This is a genomic window from Sporofaciens sp. JLR.KK001 (assembly GCF_036941055.1).
Classification (GTDB): Bacteria; Bacillota; Clostridia; order Lachnospirales; family Lachnospiraceae; genus Sporofaciens.
The window spans coordinates 4,211,599-4,235,526 of sequence record NZ_JAYMNO010000001.1 but is presented as its reverse complement, the minus strand read 5'-3'; the positions used below and the strand labels follow the sequence as shown (position 1 = coordinate 4,235,526).

Here is a 23,928-nt window from a genome sequence, read left to right as displayed (position 1 = left end):
TGCAGAATGGTTGCAGAGGTGATAGAAGGGAAGCTTAAGGTGCACTCATCACTGGTAGAAGCCCTGTCTCTTGACCGGCAGGGGAGACCAAGGATAGCGGCGGTCGGCGGAGGCGGGAAGACGACGCTGTTGAAACGGCTGGCGAAGGAATACCAGGCATCCGGTGCTAAGCCGGCCGTGATCACAACGACACATATGAAGGCAGAGGATTTCCCGGGATTTCTGATCGACCCGTCTGTAGAAGAGATTCTGGAGACCCGGGAGCGTGTAGGGTGTGTATTTGCCGGAGCCAGAGCCGGGGAGGGGAAGATCAAGATTCTTCCTAAGGTTGTTCTTGAGCGTGTTCTTGAGATTCCTGGTCCCGTATTGATAGAGGCGGACGGGGCCAGACGGCTTCCGGTTAAGATCCCGGCAGAACATGAGCCGGCGCTTCTGCCCCAGATAACCTGTGTCCTGTCGGTATACGGGCTGGATGCGGTGGGAAGACGGATCAGTGAGGTATGTTTCCGGGCGGAGATGGCGGCAGATTTCCTGCAAAAGGATGCGGGGGATATACTTGAGCCGAAGGATATTGCGATGCTTGCTGTGAGTGACCGGGCGGGAAGAAAAGGAATTGCCGGATCTATGGAATATATGGTTGTACTGAATAAGGCAGATACGGACAGAAGGCAGGAGACGGCAGTAGATATCTGGCGGGAGATTAAGAATAGGAAATGCGGGAATACGAAGGTGCTTGTAACTTCAATGCAGGAAGCGCTTCCGGAGGAATATAAGAATGTATAGTTTTGACAAGAAGAACAAGAAGCCCCTGGGTGCACAGATCGAGGATGAATTGATGAAATATATCCTGCAGGAGCCGGTTGAGCCGGGACAGAAGATTCCGAATGAATTCGAGCTTGCAGAGTGGTTCGGCGTGGGGCGCAGCACGATCCGGGAAGCGGTAAAAGGGCTGGTATCCCGGGGGATACTGGAAGTGCGCAGAGGTTCCGGGACCTATGTGATCAGTACGAACACTCTGGATGAGGATCCTCTGGGATTTGGGAAGATGGAGGATAAGTATAAGATGGCGCTGGATCTGTTCGAGGTGCGTCTTATGATCGAACCGGAGATCGCGGCGATTGCCTGCAGGAATGCGGACGAGGACGAACTGGTCACGCTGAAGCGTCTGTGTGACGAGACGGAGCAGCTATATCAGGGCGGGCATAATCATATCAGCAAAGATATTGAATTTCATACCTGCATAGCGCGGTGCAGCAAGAATCAGGTGGTGGAGACACTGGTTCCGGTAATCAATACGGCTGTCTATACATTTGCCAATCTGACGCATCGTTTATTAAAAGAAGAAACGCTGCAGACCCACAGGGCTATCACGGAGGCAATATGTAAGAGGGATTCTGTAGGCGCCAAATGCGCTATGATGATGCATCTGACCTTTAATCGTCAGACGATTATGAGACTTCTTGAAGAAAGAGATAGGAAATCATGAATGGAAATGGGTATGTGGTAAGATGATACATCAGATGTATTTGCCTTTTTTCAAATGACTTAAAAAACAGAATAGATATAATGCACAAAATGGAAGCTTTTCGTATGATGAAAAGTTTCTTTTTTTGTGCAAAAGATAGAATAAAGAATACATACATCAGATGTATTGCGGGAAAGTGAGTGAAATATTATAATAAAACCACAATAACATAAGACGTCAGATGTTGCAATGCTGTATTGCTTTTAGAGAAAGGAGAAGAGAGATTATGGAATTGAGAAGTCAGGAAATACGCAAAATTGCACCGGAATTGGATCCGCTGCGTATCGGAACTGGATGGAGAACTGAGGATCTGTCAAAGCCCCAGGTGATGATCGAGAGCACCTATGGCGACAGTCATCCGGGAAGCGGCCATCTGAATATTCTGGTAGAAGCGGTCCGTGTGGGAATTGAAGAAGCGGGAGGATATGGTGCGCGTTACTATTGTACGGATATCTGTGACGGGGAGAGCCAGGGAACAGACGGGATCAATTACAGCCTGGCAAGCCGCGAGATGATCGCGAATATGATCGAGATCCATGCCAATGCAACGCCTTTTGACGCGGGGGTATACCTGGCAAGCTGTGACAAAGGGATGCCTGGTAATCTGATGGGGCTGGCTAGAGTGGATATCCCTTCCGTGGTAGTGCCGGGAGGGACGATGAACGCAGGACCTGATATGCTTACCCTGGAGCAGTTAGGGATGTACAGCGCCAGATATCAGAGGGGAGAGATCGATGAGAAGACGCTTGAATGGGCAAAATGCAATGCCTGCCCGAGCTGCGGCGCGTGTTCCTTCATCGGTACGGCTTCGACGATGCAGATCATGGCAGAGGCCTTAGGCCTTGCGCTTCCCGGAAGTGCATTGATGCCTGCGACGAGCCCGGATCTTCTGGCTTTTGCCAGGGAGGCGGGGAAGCAGGCGGTGAAGCTTGCATCCATACCGCATATGTGTCCGAGTGATATCGTTACCATGGATAGTTTTGAAAATGCGATCCTTGTGCATGCAGCTGTCTCAGGGAGCACCAATTGCCTTCTACATATCCCGGCGATTGCCCATGAATTTGACATAGAGATTACCGGGGATACTTTCGACCGTCTGCATCGGAATGCCCGATATCTTCTGGATGTCCGTCCGGCAGGACGCTGGCCGGCAGAATGCTTCTATTATGCGGGCGGAGTACTGGCGATCATGGAGGAGATCCGGGATTATCTGCATCTGGATGTTATGACGGTAACTGGCAAGACACTGGGGGAGAATCTGGATAAACTGAGACGCAGCGGATTTTATGAGAGATGTCAGAAATGGCTGCAGGAATTTAATCAGCGTTATCAGGTTTCGCTCTCCAGAGAGGATATCATCCGTCCTTATGAGAATGCAATCGGTACAGACGGAAGTATTGCTGTATTAAGAGGTAATCTGGCACCGGAAGGAGCTGTTATCAAGCATACGGCATGTCCGAAGGAGATGTTCAGGGCGGTCTTAAGGGCGAGACCGTTTGACAGTGAGGAGGAATGTCTGGATGCAGTGCTTAAGCATAAGGTCCAGAAAGGCGATGCGGTATTTATCCGCTACGAAGGGCCTAAGGGGAGCGGGATGCCGGAGATGTTCTATACCTCCGAGGCGATCAGCAGTGATAAAGAACTTGGGAAAAGCATCGCGCTGATCACGGACGGTCGTTTCTCAGGAGCTTCCACAGGCCCCGTGATCGGCCATTGCAGCCCGGAAGCAGTGGATGGCGGCCCGATCGCGCTTGTGGAAGAAGGTGATCTGATCGAGATCGATGTAGAAGAGCGGAAGCTGAATATCATCGGGATTGCGGGAGAGCGAAAGACCATGGAAGAAGTGGAAGCGATACTTGATGAGAGACGTAAGAACTGGAAGCCGCACAAGCCAAAATACAAAAAGGGGGTTCTGCGTCTGTTCAGTGAACATGCGGTAAGCCCGATGAAGGGAGCGTATCTGGAATAGGTTCTCTTTGGGGCTGTTGAATTAGGAGGTAAGGAAGATATGAATACAATTGCGGAACAATTCAGTAAATATGGGGTAGTGCCGGTAGTGGTGCTGGAGGATGCGAAGGATGCGCTCCCGTTAGCGAAAGCTCTTACAGAAGGAGGACTTCCCTGTGCCGAGGTGACCTTCCGGACGGAAGCGGCCGAAGAATCTATACGTCTGATGACCAAGGAGTATCCGGATATGCTCGTTGGGGCAGGTACGGTGCTGACGGTTGAACAGGTGGACCGTGCTGTGGCAGCAGGAGCCAGATTCATCGTGAGTCCGGGCTTTGATCCGGAGATCGTGGATGATTGCCTGGAAAAGGGGATTCCCGTATTCCCTGGATGTATCACTCCTTCCGAGTTGGCGCAGGCGGCAAAGCGCGGTCTGGAAGTAGTCAAGTTCTTTCCGGCAGAGCAGGCGGGCGGCGTTGCCATGATCAAGGCAATGGCGGCTCCGTATACGATGATGAAGTTCATGCCGACAGGCGGAATCAGCGCTAAGAATCTGAAGGATTACCTTAGCTGTGACAAGATTGTCTGCTGCGGCGGAAGTTGGATGGTCAAAGGGGATCTGGTTAAGAACGGAGAATTTGACAAGATCCGCGAGCTTACGAAGGACGCGGTGGAGTTAGCATCATCTATCCGTAATTAAAGAGTTGAAATAAGAAGGGAGATAACAGGCAATGGAATTGAATTTGAGACCGGCAAAGGAATGCAGGTATGACGCGGTATCGTTGGGGGAAGTGATGCTGAGGCTGGACCCGGGAGAAGGACGGATCCGGACGGCAAGGAGCTTTAGGGCATGGGAAGGCGGCGGAGAGTATAATGTGGTCCGCGGGCTTCGAAGATGCTTCGGGATGAAAACGGGTGTGATCACTGCATTTGCAGAGAATGAAGTAGGGCTTCTGATGGAAGATTTTATCCTGCAGGGCGGTGTAGATGCATCTCTGATCAAATGGATGAAGACCGACGGAATCGGAAGGGTCTGCCGAAACGGACTGAACTTTACAGAGAGGGGATTCGGCATCCGGGGAGCAGTGGGATGCTCAGACCGTGCCAATACGGCGATCTCCAAGGCGGCGCCGGAGGATTTCGATTTTGAGTACATCTTTGGAGAATTGGGGGTACGCTGGCTGCATACGGGCGGTATCTATGCAGCGTTGTCCGAGCATGCAAGCGAGACGGCGCTTGCGGCGATCAGGACGGCGAAGAAGTACAAAACGGTGATCTCCTATGACCTGAATTACAGGCCGTCTATGTGGAGCGCCATCGGAGGGCAGGAGAAGGCACAGGAAGTGAACAAAGAGATCGCGAAATATGTAGATGTCATGATCGGAAATGAGGAGGACTTCACGGCCTGCCTTGGTTTCGAGATCGAAGGAAATGACGAGAACCTGAAACAACTGAACCTTGACGGATACAAGAAGATGATCAATCATGCGGCTGAGGTGTATCCGAATTTTAAGGTGGTCGCGACGACTCTGCGGGAAGTGAAGACCGCGACGGTCAATGACTGGAGCGCCATCTGCTGGGCGGATGGCCAGATCTATAAGGCGAAGGATTATAAGGGCCTGGAGATCATGGACCGTGTCGGCGGCGGGGATTCCTTCGCGTCCGGCCTGATCTATGGATTGATGACCACAGGCGATGCCCAGACGGCGGTCAATTACGGGGCAGCGCATGGTGCGCTTGCTATGACGACGCCGGGGGATACCACCATGGCGAGCAAGAAGGAAGTAGAAGCCATCATGGGAGGCGCCGGGGCAAGGGTGCAAAGATAAGAATGATGTGTTGATATTGCATTTGCGGATGCTTTCTCTTATAATGAATATACATAAGAGGAAGGAGCAGAATTATGTGTGATGCGGTAGAACTGACCCGTGAACTGGTACGAATTGAGAGTACGAATCCGGGAGCGGGTGAGAGTGGAATAGAAGCATTCGTCAGGCAATATCTTGCGGATCTGAGTATCGACCTGGCAGTTGATGAGGTACTGCCGGGTCGTAATAATATAGTGGCTACGATTCCGGTAAGCTGCAGGGATGAGCTTTCCGGCAGGCTGTCTGGAGATCGGGGACCGATGCTGGTGCTTGCCTGCCATATGGATACGGTGGTAGCGGGAAAGGATTGGACGAGGGATCCTTTTGGAGGAGAGCTTAAGGACGGCAGGATCTATGGCCGGGGCGCCTGCGATATGAAGGCGGGGCTTGCCTGCGCCTTGAACGTGTTCCGCAAGATGGCAGAAGCGGCGGCCAAAGGAATTCTTCATCTCCGTTATCCCTTGCGTCTTCTGTGTACGATAGATGAGGAAGCGGATATGCGGGGTGTTGAACATGCGATAGAAAGAGGTCTGGTAGGAAGGGATGACTGGGTGCTTGACTTGGAGCCCACAGACGGAGAGATCCAGATGGCCCATAAGGGCAGATTTTGGCTTAAGGTGAATGTGCATGGGATCACGGCGCATGCCAGCAAGCCGGAACAGGGGGCAGACGCGGTGGCTGCCGCGGCAGAGATGATCACACGTATCAGAGCGGCATTCGGACAACTTCCGGTGCATGATGAGATGGGTCCTTCAACGGTGACCTTCGGACAGATCGCAGGAGGATATCAGCCTTATGTGGTTCCGGATGAATGTGAGCTCTGGATGGACTTTCGGCTGTCGCCGCCGATCGATGATAAGGAAGTGCTTAGAATCGTAGAAATGGCGGTCGATGAAGCGAAGAAGATGGTTCTGGGAATTAGGGCAGATTATCAGGTGACAGGTAACCGGCCTTATATTGAGAAGAATGAGGATTCCGTATTGCTTGAAGGGCTTAAGAAGTCGGTTAAAAAGGTGACGGAGGAAGAATGTAAGGTGCGTGTATTCCCAGGATATACGGACACGGCCGTGATCGCCGGGAAGCTTGGGAACCGGGAGTGCATGTCTTATGGACCCGGGAGTTTAAGGTATGCCCACAAGCCGGATGAGTTCGTAGAAACTGCAGATATACGGCGCTGTGAGGCAGTGTTGGAGGCGTTGGTGGAGGAGATGAATGATTGAAGGAGGAACGGAAGATGGCATTGATGCATGTAGATTTTTTCTCGGATGTCCTGGGGATGAGTATGAATATGGATGTGATCCTGCCGCAGAAGACCAGCAGGCAGATCGGCATGGAAGGAAGGGCGGAGAACGGGCAGTATAAGACGATGTATTTGTTGCATGGCATGAGTGACGACCAGACGACCTGGCAGCGCAGGACTTCCATCGAGCGTTATGTGAGCCGTCTTGGGATCGCGGTGGTGATGCCAACGACCCATCTGGGCTTCTATACGGATACTACTTACGGGATGAGGTACTGGACATTTATTTCGGAGGAGCTGCCGCGTATCTGCCGTGAATTTTTCCCAAGGATGTCCCAGAAGAGAGAGGATATGCTGGCGGCAGGACTGTCTATGGGCGGTTACGGCGCATGGAAGCTGGGACTTCGGGCGGGTGATACCTTTGGCGCTGCGGCATCACTGTCCGGTGCGTTGGATATTGTGGAAGATTATAAGCGTAATATAACGGAGCAGTCAGACGTATTGCCGCTGTTTCAGGGAATATTCGGGAGTGCTGAAAAGCTTGCGGGTTCGGATAATGATCTTCTTGCCCTGGCGGATAAGCTCGCGGCTTCTGATAAGGAGCGGCCGCGCCTGTATGCGTGGTGCGGCACGGAAGATTTCTTATATCAGGGGAATCTAACAGCCTGGGAACATGTAAGAAAGCTTGGATATGACTTAAGCAGCAGTGAATCCGCAGGAGATCATCAGTGGAAATACTGGGATGAGAGGATCAAGGATGTGTTGTGCTGGTGGCTTGGGATAGATGCGGATCTTGGAGTGGATTAGTTCAGATCTTTGGCATTAAAAGTGAAAGGCACTGTTTTCGCGGTTAATAGACAGCGGCAGCAGTGCCTTTACTTGTCTTTATCTGGGCTGCCCGGTTATGTTTTTAGCTTTGCAAATAAGCTGTGTCATTGTTCCCATGGGGCAGTATACGCACCAGGAGCGAGGTTTGAATAGGACCATGGTAAGGAATCCTAATATAGTGGAGGTAAGCATCACACTGTAGAAACCGAAAGCAAACTGTGCTACACCGTCGGAGAATAGGGTGCCGTGATAAGCCCAATGCCAGGGCAGTTTGAATGTCCACAGCAGTGTTACCACAGTGCCGAGATTCTTAGCTCCGGCGAAGACCAGCCAGGTGTTCCATAGCATGAGAAAGAACATTACAAAGAAGAATATCAAAAATCCATACCGGAAACAGCCTGATCTCATCCAGCCGGGGATGTCTTTTTTTCGTGACAGTCCGAACCTGCCGCCGATCAGGGAAAATAGCTGGCCTCTGCCGCAATATTTGTTGCAGTATGCCTTATTGCCCTTTATGACCGCTATGGCAAGAGGGATAAAAAAGCACAAAAGACCCAGCCATGCACAGAGGATATTAAAAAATCCAAGGATCAAGTAAGTAAGAGAGGCAATCCAAAGATAATCGTACCATTTCTTTTTTCTTTTCATTCTTCTGTCACCTCCAATGAGATAATGCTTGCAGGGCATTCTTTCGCGCATTTCCCGCATCCGATACATAACTCTCTGTCAATGACCGCATGGATGCCGTGGGGAACGGTGATCGCATTTCGCGGACAGACTTTTATGCAGCATCCGCAGGCAACACATTCCCGGATACTGACAGACGCTTTCCTTTTTGCCATGGTAAAACTCCTTTTGTTTTTTCTTTATTATACAGGGAGAAAAAGATTGAGTCTGTGACGAAGTCACTCACAGACAATTCCTGAAAAGGAATAGACTTTATGCCGCAGGCATGATATAATACTTTTTATCAGGACGAGGTTGCATTGCATAAAGGAGTGATCGTATGGCATTGACAAGCGAAGATTTATTGGCAATTTCTCAATTACTTGACACAAAGCTGGACGCAAGATTGAAGCCGATGGAGAACGATATCAGGTTTATTCGGGACGAACAGATACTAATGAGAGATGAACAGAGCAGACTCCGGGATGAGCAAGCACTAATGAGGAAAGAACAAGCGCTAATGAGAGAAGAACAGGCGCTAATGAAAGAAGAACAAGCGAGAATTAACTTAATCATTGAGAATGATATTTTACATGCGATTAATATTCTGGTCGAGAATTATCTGCCGGCGGCAAAGCGATATGAGAATGCTACTGAGAAGATAGAGTCCATGCAGACTGATATTGATATCATGAAGAAAGTTATCGCTGATCATAGTGAGAAGTTAAAGAAGATTTCATAGATGGAATTTTGACAAGAAGAAATGATTTCCCCCTGCTCCGGCAGTAAGCCAGGGCAGGGGGAAATTGGTATATTTGTTTGTCAGCAGCTCTCTAAAATTACTGCTTTGCTTTTTTCACAACAGGTATCCATACTTCATATTGTGCATTTTGCGGATCCGGGTTCAAGTAGACTTCGACATCGGGAGCATTGCCGTATTCGTATCCTGAGGTTGGAAGCCATTCGGTTACAATGCGCTGTTCCAATTCTTGGATCGACTGATTCGTGCCCTGCCCGGGAAAGATTGCCCAGGTAGCCGCCGGTACGGTATATTCTTCCAGGTCTCCCTGTGCCTGTGAAGTAGATACGGCAATATAGTACCTCCACTGTTCTGTATCATTACAAGTGCTGACGCCGAGCACACCCATAGGCGGGGTGTCCATCATGCCGATCAATCTCTGTAAGGTCCCATTCTGAGATATCTCCTGCCACTTTGGCGGTATGATTGCAAAGTTTTTCTCAATCTCCTTATACAGAGGGACCGATACGCCGACGATACGGAATGCCTCTTTTGTTTCAATTCGATAATTCATCTCTTCCGCTCCTTTTATTGTGATTTTGAATGCAATAGGCGGGAAGGATTTTACAGATATACCCTCATTTTTAACGGCTGACGGGGCAACCCCATGAACAGACTGAAAAGCCCTGTTGAATGAAGTGGGGGAACTGTAGCCATATTTACCTGCAACGTCAAGGATCTTCATATCCCTTCCCTGCAGATCCACAGCGGCAAGTGACATTCTCCTTCTGCGGATGTATTCGGACAAGGGGATGCCGGCCATATAGGCAAACATTCTCTGAAAATGATAGGAGGAACAACAGGCGATGCGCCCAAGTTGTTCATAATCAATTTCATCTGTCAAATGCTCTTCAATATAATTGATCGTGTCATTTAATCTGTCTATCCATTCCATGATATCAATCCTCCCGGTAAAGTTCAGTATATAGTATCGTTTTGATTTTTTCCTCTTAATTTATGCACGATAAAGAGAGGTTGTTTTACAGCATAGTATAAAGTATTTTTTGGTGTAATGTCAACTTTACAAAACAGTATAGTTTAGAGTATGATTGTAGAAGAATATAAGATAATCATAGAATTCGGGAGGATAGTGTGAAGAAATTATATCTGATCGGAGGCACTATGGGGGTGGGGAAGACTGCCGTGTGCCAGAAGATGAAACGTAAATTACATAATAGTGTATTTCTCGACGGTGACTGGTGCTGGGATTCCGATCCATTTCAAGTGACAGAAGAGACTAAGGAGATGGTTATGCAGAATATCTGTTTTCTGCTTAATCAGTTTCTTCATTGTTCGGCATATGATCATATTATATTCTGTTGGGTAATGCATGAGCAGAATATCATTGATACTATCCTTGAGAGGATTGATAAGACGGATTGTAATAGAACAGTGGTTTCTTTGACTTGCGATCCGGATACGCTTTGCCGTCGTCTTGAGGGAGATATTTCGAGAGGTGTGAGGGGAAAGGATATTATTAAGCGGAGTATAGAGAGGCTTCCGCTGTATAATGAGTTGAATACCGTTAAAATTCATACGGAGAATAGGAGTTTGGATGATATTGCGGACAGTATCATCAGAATCCGGAGAGAAGAGGTGACATAGTGGCTAAGATATTCAATGTGACAGGACCTTGTATACCTGCAAAGCATTATATGACGGATGTGACAGAGCGTATAGGGCAGATCAGGGAAATGGTCGATGCCGGGTATTATTTTACGATCAACCGTGCAAGGCAGTATGGAAAGACAACGACTTTGGTTATGTTAGATGAGGAGCTTGGAAGGGATTATCTTGTGATAAGGCTTGATTTCCAGTCTCTTGGAAGCGCATCATTCAGAGATGAGAATGTATTTTCATTGGCGTTCTTAAGAATCGTTCTGAGGGAATTGAGATGGCGCGTAAAAGAAGATGCAAAGATAGCGGGGCTTATAGATCAGATGCAGGTGATTTCAAGAGAAAAGAACCGGGATTTTGATTTTATGGAATTATTCGAGTATCTTATGGAGCTCTGCAAAAGCAGTATAAGACCCGTTGTCCTGATTATTGATGAGGTGGACAGCGCGTCGAATAACCAGGTATTTCTTGATTTCCTCGCGCAGCTTCGAAGCTGTTATCTGGAGCGGGAAACAAAGGGAGCACCTGCATTTCAGGCAGTGATCCTGGCTGGGGTATATGACATTAAAAACCTGAGAAGAAAGCTGCGTCCGGAAGAAGAGCATAAAACGAATAGTCCGTGGAATATTGCGGCAGATTTTAATATAGAGATGGGATTGTCAAAAAATGGGATTGAAGGGATGCTTAAAGACTATGAGGCAGATCACCGGATCAGAATGGATATAGATGAGATAGCAGGATTGCTCTATGATTATACCTCCGGATATCCATATCTGGTATCGCGTCTATGCAAGCTGATGGATGAAAAGGCAAGTAATACAAGCGCAGCAGAAGAGGAGAGTGTATGGACGAAGGAGGGATTTCTGGAGGTAGTGCGTATACTGCTTTTGGACAATAATACATTGTTTGAGTCATTGACCAATAAGCTGACAGATTATCCTGAGCTTGGGCAGATGTTGAAGGAGCTTTTATTTTCAGGAAAATCAATCACTTATAATCCGACCAATCCAGTCATTCATCTGGCACTTATGTTTGGATTTGTGAAAAATGATGAAGGGAAAGTGATACCTGCAAACCGGATTTTCGATACGTTTCTGTATAATCATTTTCTTTCTCTCGATGAGATGGGGAAATCTGACATTTATAAAGCATCCCTTCAGGATAAAAATCAGTTTATCTGTGATGGGAAGCTTGATATGCGCAGGGTACTGGAGAAGTTTGTCTGGCATTTTCATGAGTTGTACGGTGGGTGTGAGGAGAGATTCTTAGAAGAAGAAGGTAGGCGGTATTTTCTTCTCTATCTGCGTCCGATCATTAATGGGATGGGAAACTATTATATTGAAGCCCGTACGCGCAGCCTTGGAAGGACAGATATTATAGTGGATTACGGCAATGAGCAATTCGTGATAGAGACCAAAATCTGGCGGGGAAATGAATATCACTCCCGCGGTGAGCGCCAATTAGAAGGATATCTGGATGATTATAATCTTCAGACAGGGTATATGCTTAATTTTAATCGTAGGAAGCAGATCGGTGTCCACGAGATCAGAGTGGGAGATAAGGTACTGATTGAGGCAATTGTGTAAAAAGGTACAGGGCAAAACGCAATTTGGTACAGGGCAAAACGCAAATAGGGACGTAGTAAAATTGAATTTTACTACGTCCCTATTTGAATGTCTGCGACTAAGATATACAGCTTATTAAGCATGGAACATGGTTCCGGTCTTGCCCTGTACAGCGTCCCTTGATTTCTCAAGGAGTGTGATCAGTGCGGTGCGTCCTTTCTTGGAGGAAGCGAAGTCGACTGCGGCCTGTACCTTCGGAAGCATAGAGCCGGGAGCGAAATGTCCTTCGCTGATATACTGGTTCGCTTCTTCTACGGAGATATCGCCAAGCCACTTCTCATCCGGTTTACCGAAGTTTAACGCGACCTTCTCTACCGCGGTGAGGATGATCAGGTAGTCCGCGTCCAGTTCCTTCGCAAGCAGGCAGCTTGCGAAGTCCTTGTCGATCACGGCGCTTGCGCCTTTTAAGTGATTGCCCTGTCTGGTAACCGGGATTCCGCCGCCGCCTCCGGCGATGACCAGGTTTCCTGCATTCACCATGGTGCGGATGGTCTCGATCTCGATGATCTCCACCGGTTTCGGAGAAGCTACCACACGGCGGTAGCCTCTTCCGGAGTCTTCCTTCATAATATAGTGGAAGCTTTCTTCCATCTTCTTCGCCTGCTCGGCGTCCACGAATTTGCCGATCGGTTTGGATGGATTCTGGAAGGCAGGGTCATTCTCATCTACGCGGACCTGGGTGATCATGGTTGCCACCGGTACGTTAGAGATATTGCGGTTCAAAAGCTCCTCGCGTAGCGCGTTCTGAAGATCATATCCGATATAGGCCTGACTCATGGCGACGCATACGGAGAGAGGAGTGTTGGGCTGCGCCGCGTCCTCGTGGGTGAGGGCGATCATGGCGTTGTTCACCATGCCGACCTGGGGTCCGTTCCCATGGGATACCACAACCTCGCAGCCGTCTTCAATCAAGTCTACGATTGCTTTGGCGGTGATCTTGACGGCTGCCATCTGCTCAGGCAGAGTGTTGCCAAGGGCATTGCCGCCAAGGGCGATCACGACTCTTTTTTTCTTTTCCATAATAGATCCTCCTGTCAAATCCTACTTAAATACTCTGGGAGTGCTTTTCTCTTCCAGTCTCTTAAGAACATCGGCCGGGTCAGCGAATTTCGCAAGGAAGATCATAGCGGCGATGATGTATGGCTTGAAGCTGGCTTCCTTGTATAACGGATCTCTGTAGCGGTCGAATACGGAAGCGTCAACCTCGCCTGTCTCACAGCTTACGCCGGTGATGTCGGCCGGCAGACAGTGCATATAGAGTGCCTTGCCGTCCTTCGTCGTAGCCATCAGCTCTTCCGTACAAGCCCAATCCTTGTATTCCGCGTTCTGTGCGAGCAGTTCTTTCTCCAGAGCCTTGATTCCTTCGGTATCTCCGTTGCCGTAGAGTTCTGTACGCTTCTCCATGGCAGCGAACGGCGCCCAGCTCTTAGGATATACGATGTCGGCATCCTTGAATGCCTCTGCCATGTTGTTGGTCTTGGTAAATGTACCGCCGGATTTCTCGGCGTTCTTGGCAGCAACCTCTTCTACCTCCGGGAAGATCTCGTATCCTTCCGGGTGAGCCAGAACAACGTCCATGCCGAAACGTGTCATCAGTCCGATGATTCCCTGCGGAACGGACAGCGGCTTGCCGTAGGAAGGAGAGTAAGCCCATGTCATGGCAAGCTTCTTACCTTTTAAGTTCTCGACACCGCCGAACTCGTGGATGATGTGAAGCATATCGGCCATAGCCTGTGTCGGGTGGTCGATATCGCACTGCAGGTTCACGAGCGTAGGCTTCTGCTCAAGGATTCCGTCCTTGTTGCCCTGCGTTACGGCGTCAACAACCTCGTGCATGTAAGCATTTCCCTTGCCGATATACATATCGTCGCGGATACCGATCACGTCAGCCATGAAGGAGATCATGTTCGCCGTCTCGCGGACGGTCTCACCGTGAGCAACCTGAGACTTGCCTTCGTCAAGGTCCTGAACTTCCAGGCCAAGCAGGTTACAAGCGGAAGCAAAGGAGAAGCGTGTACGGGTAGAATTGTCACGGAATAAGGAGATGCCAAGCCCGCTCTCGAATACCTTCGTAGAGATATTGTTCTCTCTCATGAAACGAAGCGCGTCAGCAAGTGTAAATACCGCTTCGATCTCATCATCCGTCTTCTCCCATGTTAAGAAGAAATCTCCATTGTACATCTCTTTAAAGTTCAACGCATTTAACTTATCAATATAATCCTGTAATGTTTTCATAATCATAATCCTCCGAATTTTAATAATTTATGGTTGTATATATGGATACAGTATCCGGGTATGGCATGATACCCGGATGGGTAAGAAAATATATAGTTAGCTATGAATTATTTGCAATATTCTGTAGGGAGAACAGCATATACAGCCGCACATGTCACAAGGTCCTGCTTCCAGGTCTTCTCGTTTGGCGCGTGAGCCTGAGCCTCTGCGCCGGGTCCGAATCCGATACATGGAATTCCGTTTCTTCCCATGATAGATACACCGTTGGTGGAGAAGGTCCATTTGTCAACCAGCGGGCGGGCCTTTCTCATCTCAAGCGTCTCGGCAGCGCCGATACGGTCGTCGCCGTAGAGATTCTTGTAGGAAGCTTCCAGGGCCTTGGTTACCTTGTGATCCTTTGGGATCGCCCAGGTCGGGAAGTAGCACTCGATCTCATATACACATCCTGTGTAGGACGGACGATCATAGTTGTACATAGATACCGTCACATCATCGCCGTACTTCTGGACACTTGGCAGGGCGCGGATCTCGTCAAGGCAGCTCTCCCAGGTCTCGCCGAATGTCATACGGCGGTCAAGAGAGATCGCGCAGGAATCAGCAACCGCGCAGCGGCTAGGTGAGGTGTAGAAGATCTGGGATACGGTTACGGTACCGCGTCCAAGGAAACGAGCCTCTTCCCAATCCGGGTTGTACTTGGCGTCTAACATCTTCACAAGACCCTTGATCTCGGTTCCGTCTTCTGCGTCATTCTCATTCAGTGCGCGGACATCCTGAAGGATATCTGCCATCTTATAGATCGCGTTGTCTCCGCGCTCCGGAGCAGAACCATGGCAGGATACGCCCTTAACATCCACGCGGATCTCCATACGTCCTCTCTGTCCGCGGTAGATACCGCCGTCGGTCGGCTCTGTGGAGACAACGAATTCCGGGCGGACCTTATCTTCGTTGATGATATACTGCCAGCAGAGTCCGTCGCAGTCTTCTTCCTGAACGGTTCCCACAACCATGATCTTTAAGCCTTCCGGGATCAGACCAAGGTCTTTCATGATCTTAGCGCCGTACACGGAGGATACGATACCGCCGCACTGGTCAGACACGCCGCGTCCGCCGATCTCTGTCTCGTTCTCGTAACCTTCATATGGGTCGAAGTTCCAGTTCTCGATATTGCCGATACCGACAGTATCAATATGTGCATCATATGCGATGATCTTGTCGCCGGTCCCCATGTAGCCGATTACATTTCCCTGCGGGTCGATCTGGACCTCATCGAATCCGACCTTCCTCATCTCGTCAGCGATCGTAGTAATGTGAGCCTTCTCATCACAGCTCTCGCCCGGATTCTTCACGATTGCACGTAAGAAAGCAGTCATATCCTTCTCATACCCCTGTGCAGCTTCTTTTACTTTGTTAAAGTCTAACATGTTTCTTCTCCTTTATTATATTATTATGTATATTGTATCCAAGATAAAATTTCACGAATTGCCTGGAATCACCGTAACAGTTCAGATACCTTCATGGTTACGAATCACCTTCCAGATACCTCTTATAATCCTGCAAATAGTTCCTTATCGGATCCGCATAATCCTTCCCAGGTAATCTCGCGGTAACGGTCCGGATCAGTATCGCCTTCGGAGGATACCAGAAGGACTTCGGAATCTGCGTCTAACTTCAAGGCTTCCTTGATATCCTTGTATTCCGGCTTCGTCATCAGCGCGTGCACCAGCCCCATAGTGACAGAACCAGACTCACCGGAGATGACCTGTGTATCACCTTTGACCGGAGCGCCGTAGATACGCGAGCCGTTCGCGCTTACCCAGTCGGGGCAGGAGACGAATGCGTCGGCGTGGTTCCTTAAGATATCCCAGGATACGGTGTTGGCCTCGCCGCAGGCAAGACCTGCCATGATGGTCAGCATGTCGCCGGTCACATCCACACGGCTTCCGTCGCCCTGCATAGCGGAGCGGTAGAGACAGTCTGCCGCATTAGCTTCCACAACGACCATGACCGGAGGATTCTCCTTGAAGCGGTTCGCGAAGTATCCGACAACCGCGCCGGCCAGTGATCCAACGCCTGCCTGGATAAATATGTGAGTCGGGCGGCATCCGTCTTCGGCTAACTGCTGGTCGGCTTCCATGGCAAGTGTTCCGTAGCCCTGCATGATCCAGGTCGGGATCTCCTCATAGCCTTCCCATGCGGTGTCCTGCACCATGATCCCGTGCTCTGTGTTCTCGGCTTCCTTAGCCGCCATGCGTACACAGTCGTCGTAGTTCAGGTTCTCGATGGTAACGGTCGCATTCTCCTTCGCGATGTTCTCAAGCCTGGTCTGGGTGGTGCCCTTCGGCATTCTTACAACACATTTCTGTCCCAGCTTGTTGGCGGCCCATGCGATTCCGCGTCCGTGGTTTCCGTCGGTAGCGGTGAAGAAGGTCGCCTGACCGAACTCTTCTCTTAACTTCTCGGAAGTAAGTACGTTATAAGGAATCTCACTTACATCCTTGCCGGTCTGCTGTGCGATATATCTCGCGATCGCGTAAGACCCTCCAAGTACCTTGAATGCATTCAGGCCGAAGCGGTATGACTCGTCTTTGACATAGAGACGCTTAAGTCCCAGGTGACCGGCCAGACCGGATAAGCGGGTCAGAGGTGTGACCTCATACTGAGGGAAGCTCTTGTGGAAATTACTTGCCTTCTCCATCTCTTCCAAGGACATATTCTGAACCTGCTTATCATCGCTTTTGGCAATGTTGTTGAGCGTCCATTTGATTGTTCCAGTGCTGCTCATTTTACTAAAAACCTCCTTATAATATGAAATGATTATTTGTTGATGTCTACATAACTGTAGAGTGTGTACTTGGAGATGCCGAAATATTTCGCTACTTTATCTCCTGATTTTGTAATTAGGAACGCGCCTGCATCGTTAAGGAAATTGATCGCCTTGATCTTATCCTCTTTCGTCATGAGCGGTACAGGTACGCCTACCAGGGCAACGGACTGTTCGATCAGCTCGGATAACAGCTTGTTGACGTCATGGGTGATGACGTTAGGCGAGCTCTGCTCTGTGTGTGCATCCGAATCCGCACAGCTTGTGAGGGAGTGGATGCTGCTTTCTATCGCAAGGAGATTCGTGATATCGTAATTGATAGAAAGGATATAGTGCAAGTCTCCATTGTCATCATTGATATAGATGGTGCTGGATTTGAAGATCCGTCCGCTCTCGGTTCTGGTCAGGTAAGCAAGTCTGTCCTTAAGCGGTCCCTTCTGATGCTTGAGAGCGCTTAAGACTGCGCCGGACGGACCATCGCCGATCTGACGGCCGGTGAGGTTCCCGTTCTCGATATGTACGATAGAACTGTTCGCCGGTCCGGCAGTCAGGTCGTGTACGACAATCTCACAGTTCTCTCCGAACTGCGCAGCGAGTCCGGCCGCAATCTGTTTTAACATATCTAATCTGGATATTGCCATATGGATACCTCCGTTTCTTCGTTCTTCAATTTTCATTTTTTTCGGTCTCTCTACGTCCATCATAGCACAAAAAATTAAAAAAGCAATAGAAAAATAAAAAATTTTTAGATAAGCAAAAATATTTTTGTATTTGAAAATGTACAATCCCAGTAACCACAAGGCTTTGCGGATTTATGCGATAAAAAATTTTTGTGGAACAAAAAAAATATTAAGATATAGATTGCACTTTGAGCAATTTGATGTTATTATAGAGTCAACAGGTGCGGAAATTGTTAAAAACTAATGAAAGAATATGGAAGGATGCAGGATTGGTCTCTCTGAAATTACTAATTTAAGCAGATGTTCCGATTTGAGAAAAGGAGGAAATGAAAAAAGAGATGAGCAGAGAATCAATGAGTGGAGCCTCGGGTGAATTATTCAGAATCGACGGAAAGCCGTCAGCCTCACAGGCAATTCCGTTGGCGCTGCAGCATGTAGTAGCGATGATCGTGGGATGTGTGACCCCGGCGATCATTGTGGCAGGGGTGGCGGGATTATCATCGGCAGATTCTATCATATTGATACAGGCGGCGCTGGTTATGTCTGCGCTGACTACCTTTATCCAGTTATTTCCGCTGCGCAAGGGAGCGCTTGCCATCGGTTCCGGACTTCCGATCATTATGGGGATCAGCTTCGCCTATGTGCCGACGATGCAGGCGATTGCCGGAGATTATGATGTGGCGACGATCCTGGGCGCGCAGATTGTGGGCGGTGTGATAGCGATCATCGTTGGGATCTTTATTAAGCAGATCCGTAAGTTTTTCCCGCCGTTGATCACCGGTACGGTCGTATTTGCCATTGGATTGTCACTGTACCCGACCGCGATCAACTATATGGCAGGCGGCGCGGGCAGTGAGAATTACGGTTCCTGGCAGAACTGGGTTGTGGCATTCATCACGCTGATCATTGTAACGGCGCTGAATCATTACGGGAAGGGAATCTGGAAATTATCTTCTATATTAATAGGCATTGTTGTAGGATACGTGATCTCACTGTTTTTCGGAATGGTGGATTTCACGTCCGTCGCGGCGGCATCCTGCTTCCAGCTTCCAAGGGTGATGCATTTCGGGATCACATTCGAGCCCTCATCCTGTGTGGCGATCGGCGTATTATTTGCCATCAACTCCATCCAGGCAATCGGCGACTTCTCGGCGACGACGACCGGGGGACTGGACCGGATGCCGACGGACGGGGAGCTTAACGGAGGAATTGTTGCTTATGGGATCAGCAATATCTTCTGTGCATTCTTCGGCGGGCTGCCGACTGCTACATACAGCCAGAATGTGGGAATCGTGGGAGCCACGAAGGTGGTGGCGAAGAGAGTATTCGCGATGGCGGCAGGGATCTTGCTGATTGCGGGACTGATCCCCAAGTTCTCGTCGGTACTCACGACGATTCCTTCATGCGTTCTTGGCGGAGCCACCGTATCTGTATTTGCATCCATTGCAATGACAGGTGTGAAGCTGATCACGGCATCGCCGATGAATTACCGCAATACAACCATCGTAGGGCTTGCCATTGCGCTTGGAATGGGGATCACCCAGGCGAATACGGCGCTGGCGGCATTCCCGGCATGGGTGACGACCATATTCGGCAAATCACCGGTGGTACTGGCAACGATCACGGCAATCATCCTGAACCTGGTACTTCCCAAGGATATGGAATATGAGGAAGTGCTGGACCAGGTGAAGTAACGATACATGGTATATTGAGATTTAAGGAGGAGACGATATGTTAATAATAGGAAACGGCAAAGTGATTACAAGAGATGCAGCCCGTCCATTTCTTGCCAATGGAGCGGTGGCAGTCGAGGGAACGAAGATCGCCGCAGTAGGGACCTTAGAAGAGATTCGGGGGAAGTATAAGAACGCGGAATATATTGACGCCAAAGGCGGGATCATCATGCCGGCGTTTATCAACACCCATGAGCATATATACAGCGCTATGGCAAGAGGGCTTAGTATCAAAGGTTATGATCCGAAGGGATTCCTTGATATCCTGGACGGACAGTGGTGGACCATTGACCGGAAGCTGACATTAGAGCAGACGAAATACAGCGCGATGGATACCATGATCTCCTGTATCAGAAATGGTGTGACAACCATCTTCGACCATCATGCAAGCTTCGGTCATATCAAAGACAGCCTGTTTACCATAGCGGATGCGGCGAAGGAATTGGGAGTAAGGTCTTGTCTGTGTTATGAGGTCTCCGACAGGGACGGGTTGGATAAGGCAAGAGAAGCGGTGATGGAGAACGCAGAATTCATCCGGTATGCGCTGAGAGATGATTCGGATATGCTTGCCGGAATGATGGGAATGCACGCGCAGTTCACCATATCTGACGAGACCATGGAGCTTGCGGCGGCGAATAAACCGGATGAGGTAGGATACCATATCCACGTGGCAGAGGGGATCGAGGATCTCCACGACTGCCTGAAGAGATACGGCAAGCGAATCGTTGACCGGCTGATGGATTTTGGCATTCTGGGAGAGAAGACGCTGCTTGGACACTGTATCTACATTAATTCCCATGAGATGGACCTGATCAAGGATACCGATACCATGGTGGTCCATAATCCGGAGTCCAATATGGGCAATGCCTGCGGCTGTCCGCCGACCATGGAGCTGGTTCACCGCGGAATCCTGGCAGGGCTTGGTACGGACGGATATACCCATGATATGACAGAGTCCTATAAGGTGGCGAATGTTCTCCACAAGCATCATCTGTGCGACGCTAACGCGGCATGGGGCGAGGTGCCAAAGATGCTGTTCGAGAATAATGCGGCGATCGCGAACCGATATTTCAAGACACCGCTTGGAGTCCTGAAGGAAGGAGCGGCAGGTGATGTGATCGTTGTGGATTATGATCCGCCGACTTATCTGGATGAGAATAACATCAACGGACATATCTTATTCGGAATGACCGGACGAGATGTTGTGACGACGGTCGGTAACGGGAAAGTGCTTATGAAGAACAGAGAAGTACAGGTTGCAGATGTAGAAGAGACCATGGCGAGATGCCGTGAAGAGTCTGCGAAGCTGTGGAAGAGTATTAACGGATAAGGAGGAATTGATATGAGTGATATTATGACATGTATGCCTTTTGAACAGTTGTTGAACTGGATTCGGAGAGAGCATGACGAGAAGAATACGGTATTTGGAGTACATAGACCTTATACGGCGGACGGTAAGAAGGCGCAGACCATCTTCGGACGCAGGCTTGAGACGCCGATCGGACCGGCGGCAGGCCCTAACAGCCAGCTTGCGCAGAATATTGCGGCAGCCTACTATGCAGGGAGCCGGTTCTTCGAATTGAAGACGGTGCAGATCATGGACGGGGCCGAGCTTGCCGCATGTGTGAATAAGCCCTGTATTAAGGCGGATGACGAATGCTATAACTGTGAGTGGTCCACAGAGCTCTATGTGCCGCAGGCGCAGGAGGAGTACATCAAGGCATGGTTCCTGCTTGCGTTCATGGCGAAGGAATACGGACTTGGAAGTATGGACGGCTATCAGTTCAATATCAGTGTGGGCTATGATCTGGCAGGCATCAAGTCCGAGAAGGTGAACACATTCATCGAGAGTATGAAGGATGCAGGCCAGACGGAGACATTTAAGAAATGCAGGGAAGTGCTTCTTCCCCATGTAGGAGAGTATCGGAATGTGACGAAGGAAGATATTGAGAGCATTACGCCTTATATCTGCAATTCGGCAACGATCTCAACGCTCCATGGATGCCCGCCGCAGGAGATCGAGAGTATTGCCAATTATCTGCTGACAGAGAAGAAGATGCATACCTTTATCAAATGTAACCCGACCCTTCTGGGGTATGATTTTGCCCGTGAGACATTAGACCGGATGGGATATGATTATATTGCATTCGGAAGATTCCATTTCGAAGACGACCTGCAGTACGAGGACGCGGTGCCGATGCTCACAAGGCTGATGAAGCTGTCCGGTGAGATGGGGCTTGAGTTTGGCGTGAAGATCACCAACACCTTCCCGGTAGATGTGAAGGCCAATGAGCTACCAAGCGAGGAGATGTATATGTCCGGCAAGTCCCTGTATCCGCTGTCCATTTCTCTGGCGGCGAAGCTGTCGGAAGAGTTTGGCGGGAAACTTCGGATCGCATATTCAGGCGGAGCGGATGCATTCAATATAGAAAGAATCGTGGGAAGCGGGGTATGGCCGGTGACGGTTGCCACAACCATACTGAAACCGGGTGGATACCAGAGACTTTCCCAGATGGCGGAAGCCCTGGATGCTATTGGAGTCAGGGCATTCGACGGAATTGATGTGAAGGCGCTCTCTGGGCTTGCGAAAGACGCGGTCGCAGATCCGCACCATGTGAAACCTGCGAAGCTTCCGATATCCAGGAAGTCCAACGAGAGAGTTCCGCTTCTTGACTGCTATACGGCGCCGTGCGAGGATGCCTGTCCGATCCATCAGGAGATCACGACCTATGTACAGTTGGCGGGAGAAGGCAAGTATAAGGAAGCGTTAGAGGTGATCCTGAACAAGAATGCGCTGCCGTTCATCACAGGAACCATCTGTGCACACGGATGCCAGAGCCATTGTAACCGTAATTTCTACGAGACTCCGGTGCAGATCCGTGATACCAAGCTTACCTGTGCGAAGAATGCGTATGACGAAGTGATCGGCAGCATAAAGCCTCTTGGAAGCTCCGACAAGAAGGTGGCGGTCGTAGGCGGCGGTCCCGCAGGTATGGCAGCGGCATATTACCTTGCGAGAATGGGAGCAGAGGTCACCATCTTCGAGAAGCGCGGCAGGCTTGGCGGTATCGTGAGCGCTGTGATCCCGGATTTCCGTATCGACGACAGCGTAATCGGCAAGGATGTATCCCTGCTGGAGCGATTAGGTGTGAAGATCCTTACCAATACATGGGCGCCGAATGTAGAAGAGCTTAAGAAGGAATATGACGATGTGCTCCTGGCTGTAGGTGCGTATGAGAGAGGACAGCTCAAGCTTGAGAGCAAGGAAGCGGTAAATGCACTGGCATTCCTGGAAGAATTCAATGAGAAGAAGGGCAAGGTAGACCTTGGCAGGAATGTGGTGGTCATCGGCGGCGGAAATACGGCGATGGACACCGCAAGGGCGGCCAAGAGATGCGAAGGCGTAGAACATGTATATCTGGTATACAGAAGGACGAAACGCTACATGCCGGCTGACGAGCATGAACTGCTGCTTGCCATCGAGGATGGCGTGGAGTTCAAGGAGCTTCTCGCCCCTGTGAAGACAGAAGAAGGTAAGCTGATCTGTAAGGTGACGAAGCTTGGCGAGCGGGATGCTTCCGGACGCGCGGGCGTGGTTGAGACGGACGAGACGGTATCCATCCCGGCAGATACGGTGATTGCTGCGGTGGGCGAGAAGGTTCCGACCAGCTATTATCAGGCAAATGGACTGAATGTGGATGACCGCGGACGTGTGAAGACAAGTCAGACATTGGAGAGCAGCATCAAAGGCGTATATGTGATCGGTGACGGCTTGTACGGCCCGTCCCTGGTTGTAAAGGGAATGGCGAACGCCATGACGGCGGCGGAGGCGATCGTGGGCGCTCCGGTATCCGGCGATATGAGCAGACCGGCAGATATGGCTGCTATATATAAGAAGAAAGGAATCCTTACGGAGCCGGGAGACAGCAAGGAGGCGAACCGCTGTCTGGGCTGTTCAACCGTATGTGAGAATTGTGTGGATGTGTGTCCGAACCGTGCGAATATCTCCGTCAAGGTTCCGGGCATGGCGAAGGCACAGGTGATCCATGTGGATTATATGTGTAATGAATGCGGGAACTGCAAGGTATTCTGCCCGTACGCGAGTGCGCCGTATCTGGATAAATTCACCTTATTTGCCAATGTGGTGGATATGGCGGATAGCAAGAACGATGGTTTTACCGTATTGGATAAGGATGCGCTGGAGTGCAGGGTGAGATTCGTCGGGAAGGAAATGGTATGGAAGAAGGGCGAAGCCACAGAAGTACCGGAAGGACTTCAAAAGCTGATCGAGGCGGTATGCGAAGATTATAGTTACCTGTTGGGTTAACAAGACGCGGACGGTTC

21 protein-coding genes are annotated in these 23,928 nt (G+C 49.8%); 13 read left to right on the top strand and 8 right to left on the bottom strand.

Annotation, left to right across the window (positions count from 1 at the left end; all coding sequences use genetic code 11):
* Positions 1-6: 6 nt before the first annotated feature.
* The 7 genes from yqeC (at position 7) to VSQ62_RS21455 (ending at position 7,387) form a co-directional block, all read left to right on the top strand.
* Positions 7-783, top strand: coding sequence for a selenium cofactor biosynthesis protein YqeC (yqeC, locus tag VSQ62_RS21485; RefSeq protein ID WP_334637744.1), 777 nt, complete (start codon positions 7-9; stop codon positions 781-783).
* Positions 776-1,486: a FadR/GntR family transcriptional regulator gene (locus VSQ62_RS21480; protein ID WP_334636820.1), complete on the top strand. Its 711-nt coding sequence runs from the start codon at positions 776-778 to the stop codon at positions 1,484-1,486. The genes yqeC and VSQ62_RS21480 overlap by 8 nt, the downstream gene beginning before the upstream one ends.
* 265 nt (positions 1,487-1,751) lie before the next feature.
* Positions 1,752-3,494 carry a dihydroxy-acid dehydratase gene (ilvD, locus tag VSQ62_RS21475; RefSeq protein ID WP_334636819.1) on the top strand — a complete coding sequence of 581 codons (1,743 nt, stop codon included), beginning with the start codon at positions 1,752-1,754 and terminating at the stop codon, positions 3,492-3,494.
* A 39-nt stretch (positions 3,495-3,533) separates the two neighbouring features.
* On the top strand, positions 3,534-4,172 hold the full coding sequence (locus VSQ62_RS21470; protein WP_334636817.1) for a bifunctional 4-hydroxy-2-oxoglutarate aldolase/2-dehydro-3-deoxy-phosphogluconate aldolase: 639 nt from the start codon (positions 3,534-3,536) through the stop codon (positions 4,170-4,172).
* Between the two features lie 31 nt (positions 4,173-4,203).
* The gene (locus VSQ62_RS21465; protein ID WP_334636816.1) at positions 4,204-5,301 is read left to right on the top strand and encodes a sugar kinase; all 1,098 of its coding nucleotides are present in this window, start codon (positions 4,204-4,206) and stop codon (positions 5,299-5,301) included.
* 74 nt (positions 5,302-5,375) lie between these two features.
* Positions 5,376-6,560 carry a M20 family metallopeptidase gene (locus VSQ62_RS21460; protein WP_334636814.1) on the top strand — a complete coding sequence of 395 codons (1,185 nt, stop codon included), beginning with the start codon at positions 5,376-5,378 and terminating at the stop codon, positions 6,558-6,560.
* Positions 6,561-6,574: 14 nt separating this feature from the next.
* Entirely contained in the window at positions 6,575-7,387 is an 813-nt protein-coding gene (locus VSQ62_RS21455; protein WP_334636813.1) for an alpha/beta hydrolase, read from the top strand.
* A 78-nt stretch (positions 7,388-7,465) separates the two neighbouring features.
* Here the strand turns inward: VSQ62_RS21455 and VSQ62_RS21450 are convergent, their stop codons facing one another.
* Entirely contained in the window at positions 7,466-8,056 is a 591-nt protein-coding gene (locus VSQ62_RS21450; RefSeq protein WP_334636812.1) for a 4Fe-4S binding protein, read from the bottom strand.
* Positions 8,053-8,250, bottom strand: a complete 198-nt coding sequence (locus VSQ62_RS21445; RefSeq protein WP_334636811.1) for a 4Fe-4S binding protein — start codon at positions 8,248-8,250, stop codon at positions 8,053-8,055. The genes VSQ62_RS21450 and VSQ62_RS21445 overlap by 4 nt, the downstream gene beginning before the upstream one ends.
* 164 nt (positions 8,251-8,414) lie before the next feature.
* On the opposite strand from VSQ62_RS21445, the gene VSQ62_RS21440 reads away from it, so the two are divergent.
* Entirely contained in the window at positions 8,415-8,816 is a 402-nt protein-coding gene (locus tag VSQ62_RS21440) for a hypothetical protein (protein ID WP_334636810.1), read from the top strand.
* A 97-nt stretch (positions 8,817-8,913) separates the two neighbouring features.
* Here the strand turns inward: VSQ62_RS21440 and VSQ62_RS21435 are convergent, their stop codons facing one another.
* Positions 8,914-9,768, bottom strand: coding sequence for an AraC family transcriptional regulator (locus VSQ62_RS21435; RefSeq protein WP_334636809.1), 855 nt, complete (start codon positions 9,766-9,768; stop codon positions 8,914-8,916).
* A 197-nt stretch (positions 9,769-9,965) separates the two neighbouring features.
* Between VSQ62_RS21435 and VSQ62_RS21430 the strand changes: the two genes are divergently transcribed.
* Positions 9,966-10,478, top strand: a complete 513-nt coding sequence (locus VSQ62_RS21430) for an AAA family ATPase (RefSeq protein WP_334636808.1) — start codon at positions 9,966-9,968, stop codon at positions 10,476-10,478.
* Positions 10,478-12,076 (top strand): AAA-like domain-containing protein, encoded by a 1,599-nt coding sequence (locus VSQ62_RS21425; protein ID WP_334636807.1) that lies wholly within the window; start codon positions 10,478-10,480, stop codon positions 12,074-12,076. The genes VSQ62_RS21430 and VSQ62_RS21425 overlap by 1 nt, the downstream gene beginning before the upstream one ends.
* 114 nt (positions 12,077-12,190) lie before the next feature.
* On the opposite strand, the gene arcC is transcribed toward VSQ62_RS21425, so the two are convergent.
* From arcC to VSQ62_RS21400, 5 genes are all read right to left on the bottom strand, one after another.
* Entirely contained in the window at positions 12,191-13,135 is a 945-nt protein-coding gene (arcC, locus tag VSQ62_RS21420) for a carbamate kinase (protein WP_502957777.1), read from the bottom strand.
* A gap of 21 nt (positions 13,136-13,156) precedes the next feature.
* Positions 13,157-14,350, bottom strand: a complete 1,194-nt coding sequence (gene ygeW, locus VSQ62_RS21415; RefSeq protein ID WP_334636806.1) for a knotted carbamoyltransferase YgeW — start codon at positions 14,348-14,350, stop codon at positions 13,157-13,159.
* Positions 14,351-14,457: 107 nt separating this feature from the next.
* Positions 14,458-15,771: a YgeY family selenium metabolism-linked hydrolase gene (locus tag VSQ62_RS21410; RefSeq protein WP_334636804.1), complete on the bottom strand. Its 1,314-nt coding sequence runs from the start codon at positions 15,769-15,771 to the stop codon at positions 14,458-14,460.
* A gap of 122 nt (positions 15,772-15,893) precedes the next feature.
* The gene (dpaL, locus tag VSQ62_RS21405; RefSeq protein WP_334636803.1) at positions 15,894-17,132 is read right to left on the bottom strand and encodes a diaminopropionate ammonia-lyase; all 1,239 of its coding nucleotides are present in this window, start codon (positions 17,130-17,132) and stop codon (positions 15,894-15,896) included.
* Between the two features lie 32 nt (positions 17,133-17,164).
* Positions 17,165-17,812: a helix-turn-helix transcriptional regulator gene (locus tag VSQ62_RS21400; protein WP_334636802.1), complete on the bottom strand. Its 648-nt coding sequence runs from the start codon at positions 17,810-17,812 to the stop codon at positions 17,165-17,167.
* Between the two features lie 377 nt (positions 17,813-18,189).
* Between VSQ62_RS21400 and VSQ62_RS21395 the strand changes: the two genes are divergently transcribed.
* From VSQ62_RS21395 to ygfK, 3 genes are read left to right on the top strand one after another with little or no spacing between them, the layout of a single operon-like run.
* Positions 18,190-19,545: a uracil-xanthine permease family protein gene (locus VSQ62_RS21395; protein ID WP_502957776.1), complete on the top strand. Its 1,356-nt coding sequence runs from the start codon at positions 18,190-18,192 to the stop codon at positions 19,543-19,545.
* Between the two features lie 37 nt (positions 19,546-19,582).
* Positions 19,583-20,914: a putative aminohydrolase SsnA gene (gene ssnA, locus VSQ62_RS21390; RefSeq protein WP_334636798.1), complete on the top strand. Its 1,332-nt coding sequence runs from the start codon at positions 19,583-19,585 to the stop codon at positions 20,912-20,914.
* A 12-nt stretch (positions 20,915-20,926) separates the two neighbouring features.
* Positions 20,927-23,911, top strand: a complete 2,985-nt coding sequence (ygfK, locus tag VSQ62_RS21385) for a putative selenate reductase subunit YgfK (protein ID WP_334636797.1) — start codon at positions 20,927-20,929, stop codon at positions 23,909-23,911.
* The last annotated feature ends 17 nt before the right edge of the window (positions 23,912-23,928 follow it).

What these genes read in the sequence shown, in the direction of transcription:
- yqeC (WP_334637744.1), top strand. Translation starts at nt 7, where the DNA reads ATGGTTGCAGAGGTGATAGAAGGGAAGCTTAAGGTGCACTCATCACTG.
- VSQ62_RS21480 (WP_334636820.1), top strand. Translation starts at nt 776, where the DNA reads ATGTATAGTTTTGACAAGAAGAACAAGAAGCCCCTGGGTGCACAGATC.
- ilvD (WP_334636819.1), top strand. Translation starts at nt 1,752, where the DNA reads ATGGAATTGAGAAGTCAGGAAATACGCAAAATTGCACCGGAATTGGAT.
- VSQ62_RS21470 (WP_334636817.1), top strand. Translation starts at nt 3,534, where the DNA reads ATGAATACAATTGCGGAACAATTCAGTAAATATGGGGTAGTGCCGGTA.
- VSQ62_RS21465 (WP_334636816.1), top strand. Translation starts at nt 4,204, where the DNA reads ATGGAATTGAATTTGAGACCGGCAAAGGAATGCAGGTATGACGCGGTA.
- VSQ62_RS21460 (WP_334636814.1), top strand. Translation starts at nt 5,376, where the DNA reads ATGTGTGATGCGGTAGAACTGACCCGTGAACTGGTACGAATTGAGAGT.
- VSQ62_RS21455 (WP_334636813.1), top strand. Translation starts at nt 6,575, where the DNA reads ATGGCATTGATGCATGTAGATTTTTTCTCGGATGTCCTGGGGATGAGT.
- VSQ62_RS21450 (WP_334636812.1), bottom strand. Translation starts at nt 8,056, where the DNA reads ATGAAAAGAAAAAAGAAATGGTACGATTATCTTTGGATTGCCTCTCTT.
- VSQ62_RS21445 (WP_334636811.1), bottom strand. Translation starts at nt 8,250, where the DNA reads ATGGCAAAAAGGAAAGCGTCTGTCAGTATCCGGGAATGTGTTGCCTGC.
- VSQ62_RS21440 (WP_334636810.1), top strand. Translation starts at nt 8,415, where the DNA reads ATGGCATTGACAAGCGAAGATTTATTGGCAATTTCTCAATTACTTGAC.
- VSQ62_RS21435 (WP_334636809.1), bottom strand. Translation starts at nt 9,768, where the DNA reads ATGGAATGGATAGACAGATTAAATGACACGATCAATTATATTGAAGAG.
- arcC (WP_502957777.1), bottom strand. Translation starts at nt 13,135, where the DNA reads ATGGAAAAGAAAAAAAGAGTCGTGATCGCCCTTGGCGGCAATGCCCTT.
- ygeW (WP_334636806.1), bottom strand. Translation starts at nt 14,350, where the DNA reads ATGAAAACATTACAGGATTATATTGATAAGTTAAATGCGTTGAACTTT.
- VSQ62_RS21410 (WP_334636804.1), bottom strand. Translation starts at nt 15,771, where the DNA reads ATGTTAGACTTTAACAAAGTAAAAGAAGCTGCACAGGGGTATGAGAAG.
- dpaL (WP_334636803.1), bottom strand. Translation starts at nt 17,132, where the DNA reads ATGAGCAGCACTGGAACAATCAAATGGACGCTCAACAACATTGCCAAA.
- VSQ62_RS21400 (WP_334636802.1), bottom strand. Translation starts at nt 17,812, where the DNA reads ATGGCAATATCCAGATTAGATATGTTAAAACAGATTGCGGCCGGACTC.
- VSQ62_RS21395 (WP_502957776.1), top strand. Translation starts at nt 18,190, where the DNA reads ATGAGCAGAGAATCAATGAGTGGAGCCTCGGGTGAATTATTCAGAATC.
- ssnA (WP_334636798.1), top strand. Translation starts at nt 19,583, where the DNA reads ATGTTAATAATAGGAAACGGCAAAGTGATTACAAGAGATGCAGCCCGT.
- ygfK (WP_334636797.1), top strand. Translation starts at nt 20,927, where the DNA reads ATGAGTGATATTATGACATGTATGCCTTTTGAACAGTTGTTGAACTGG.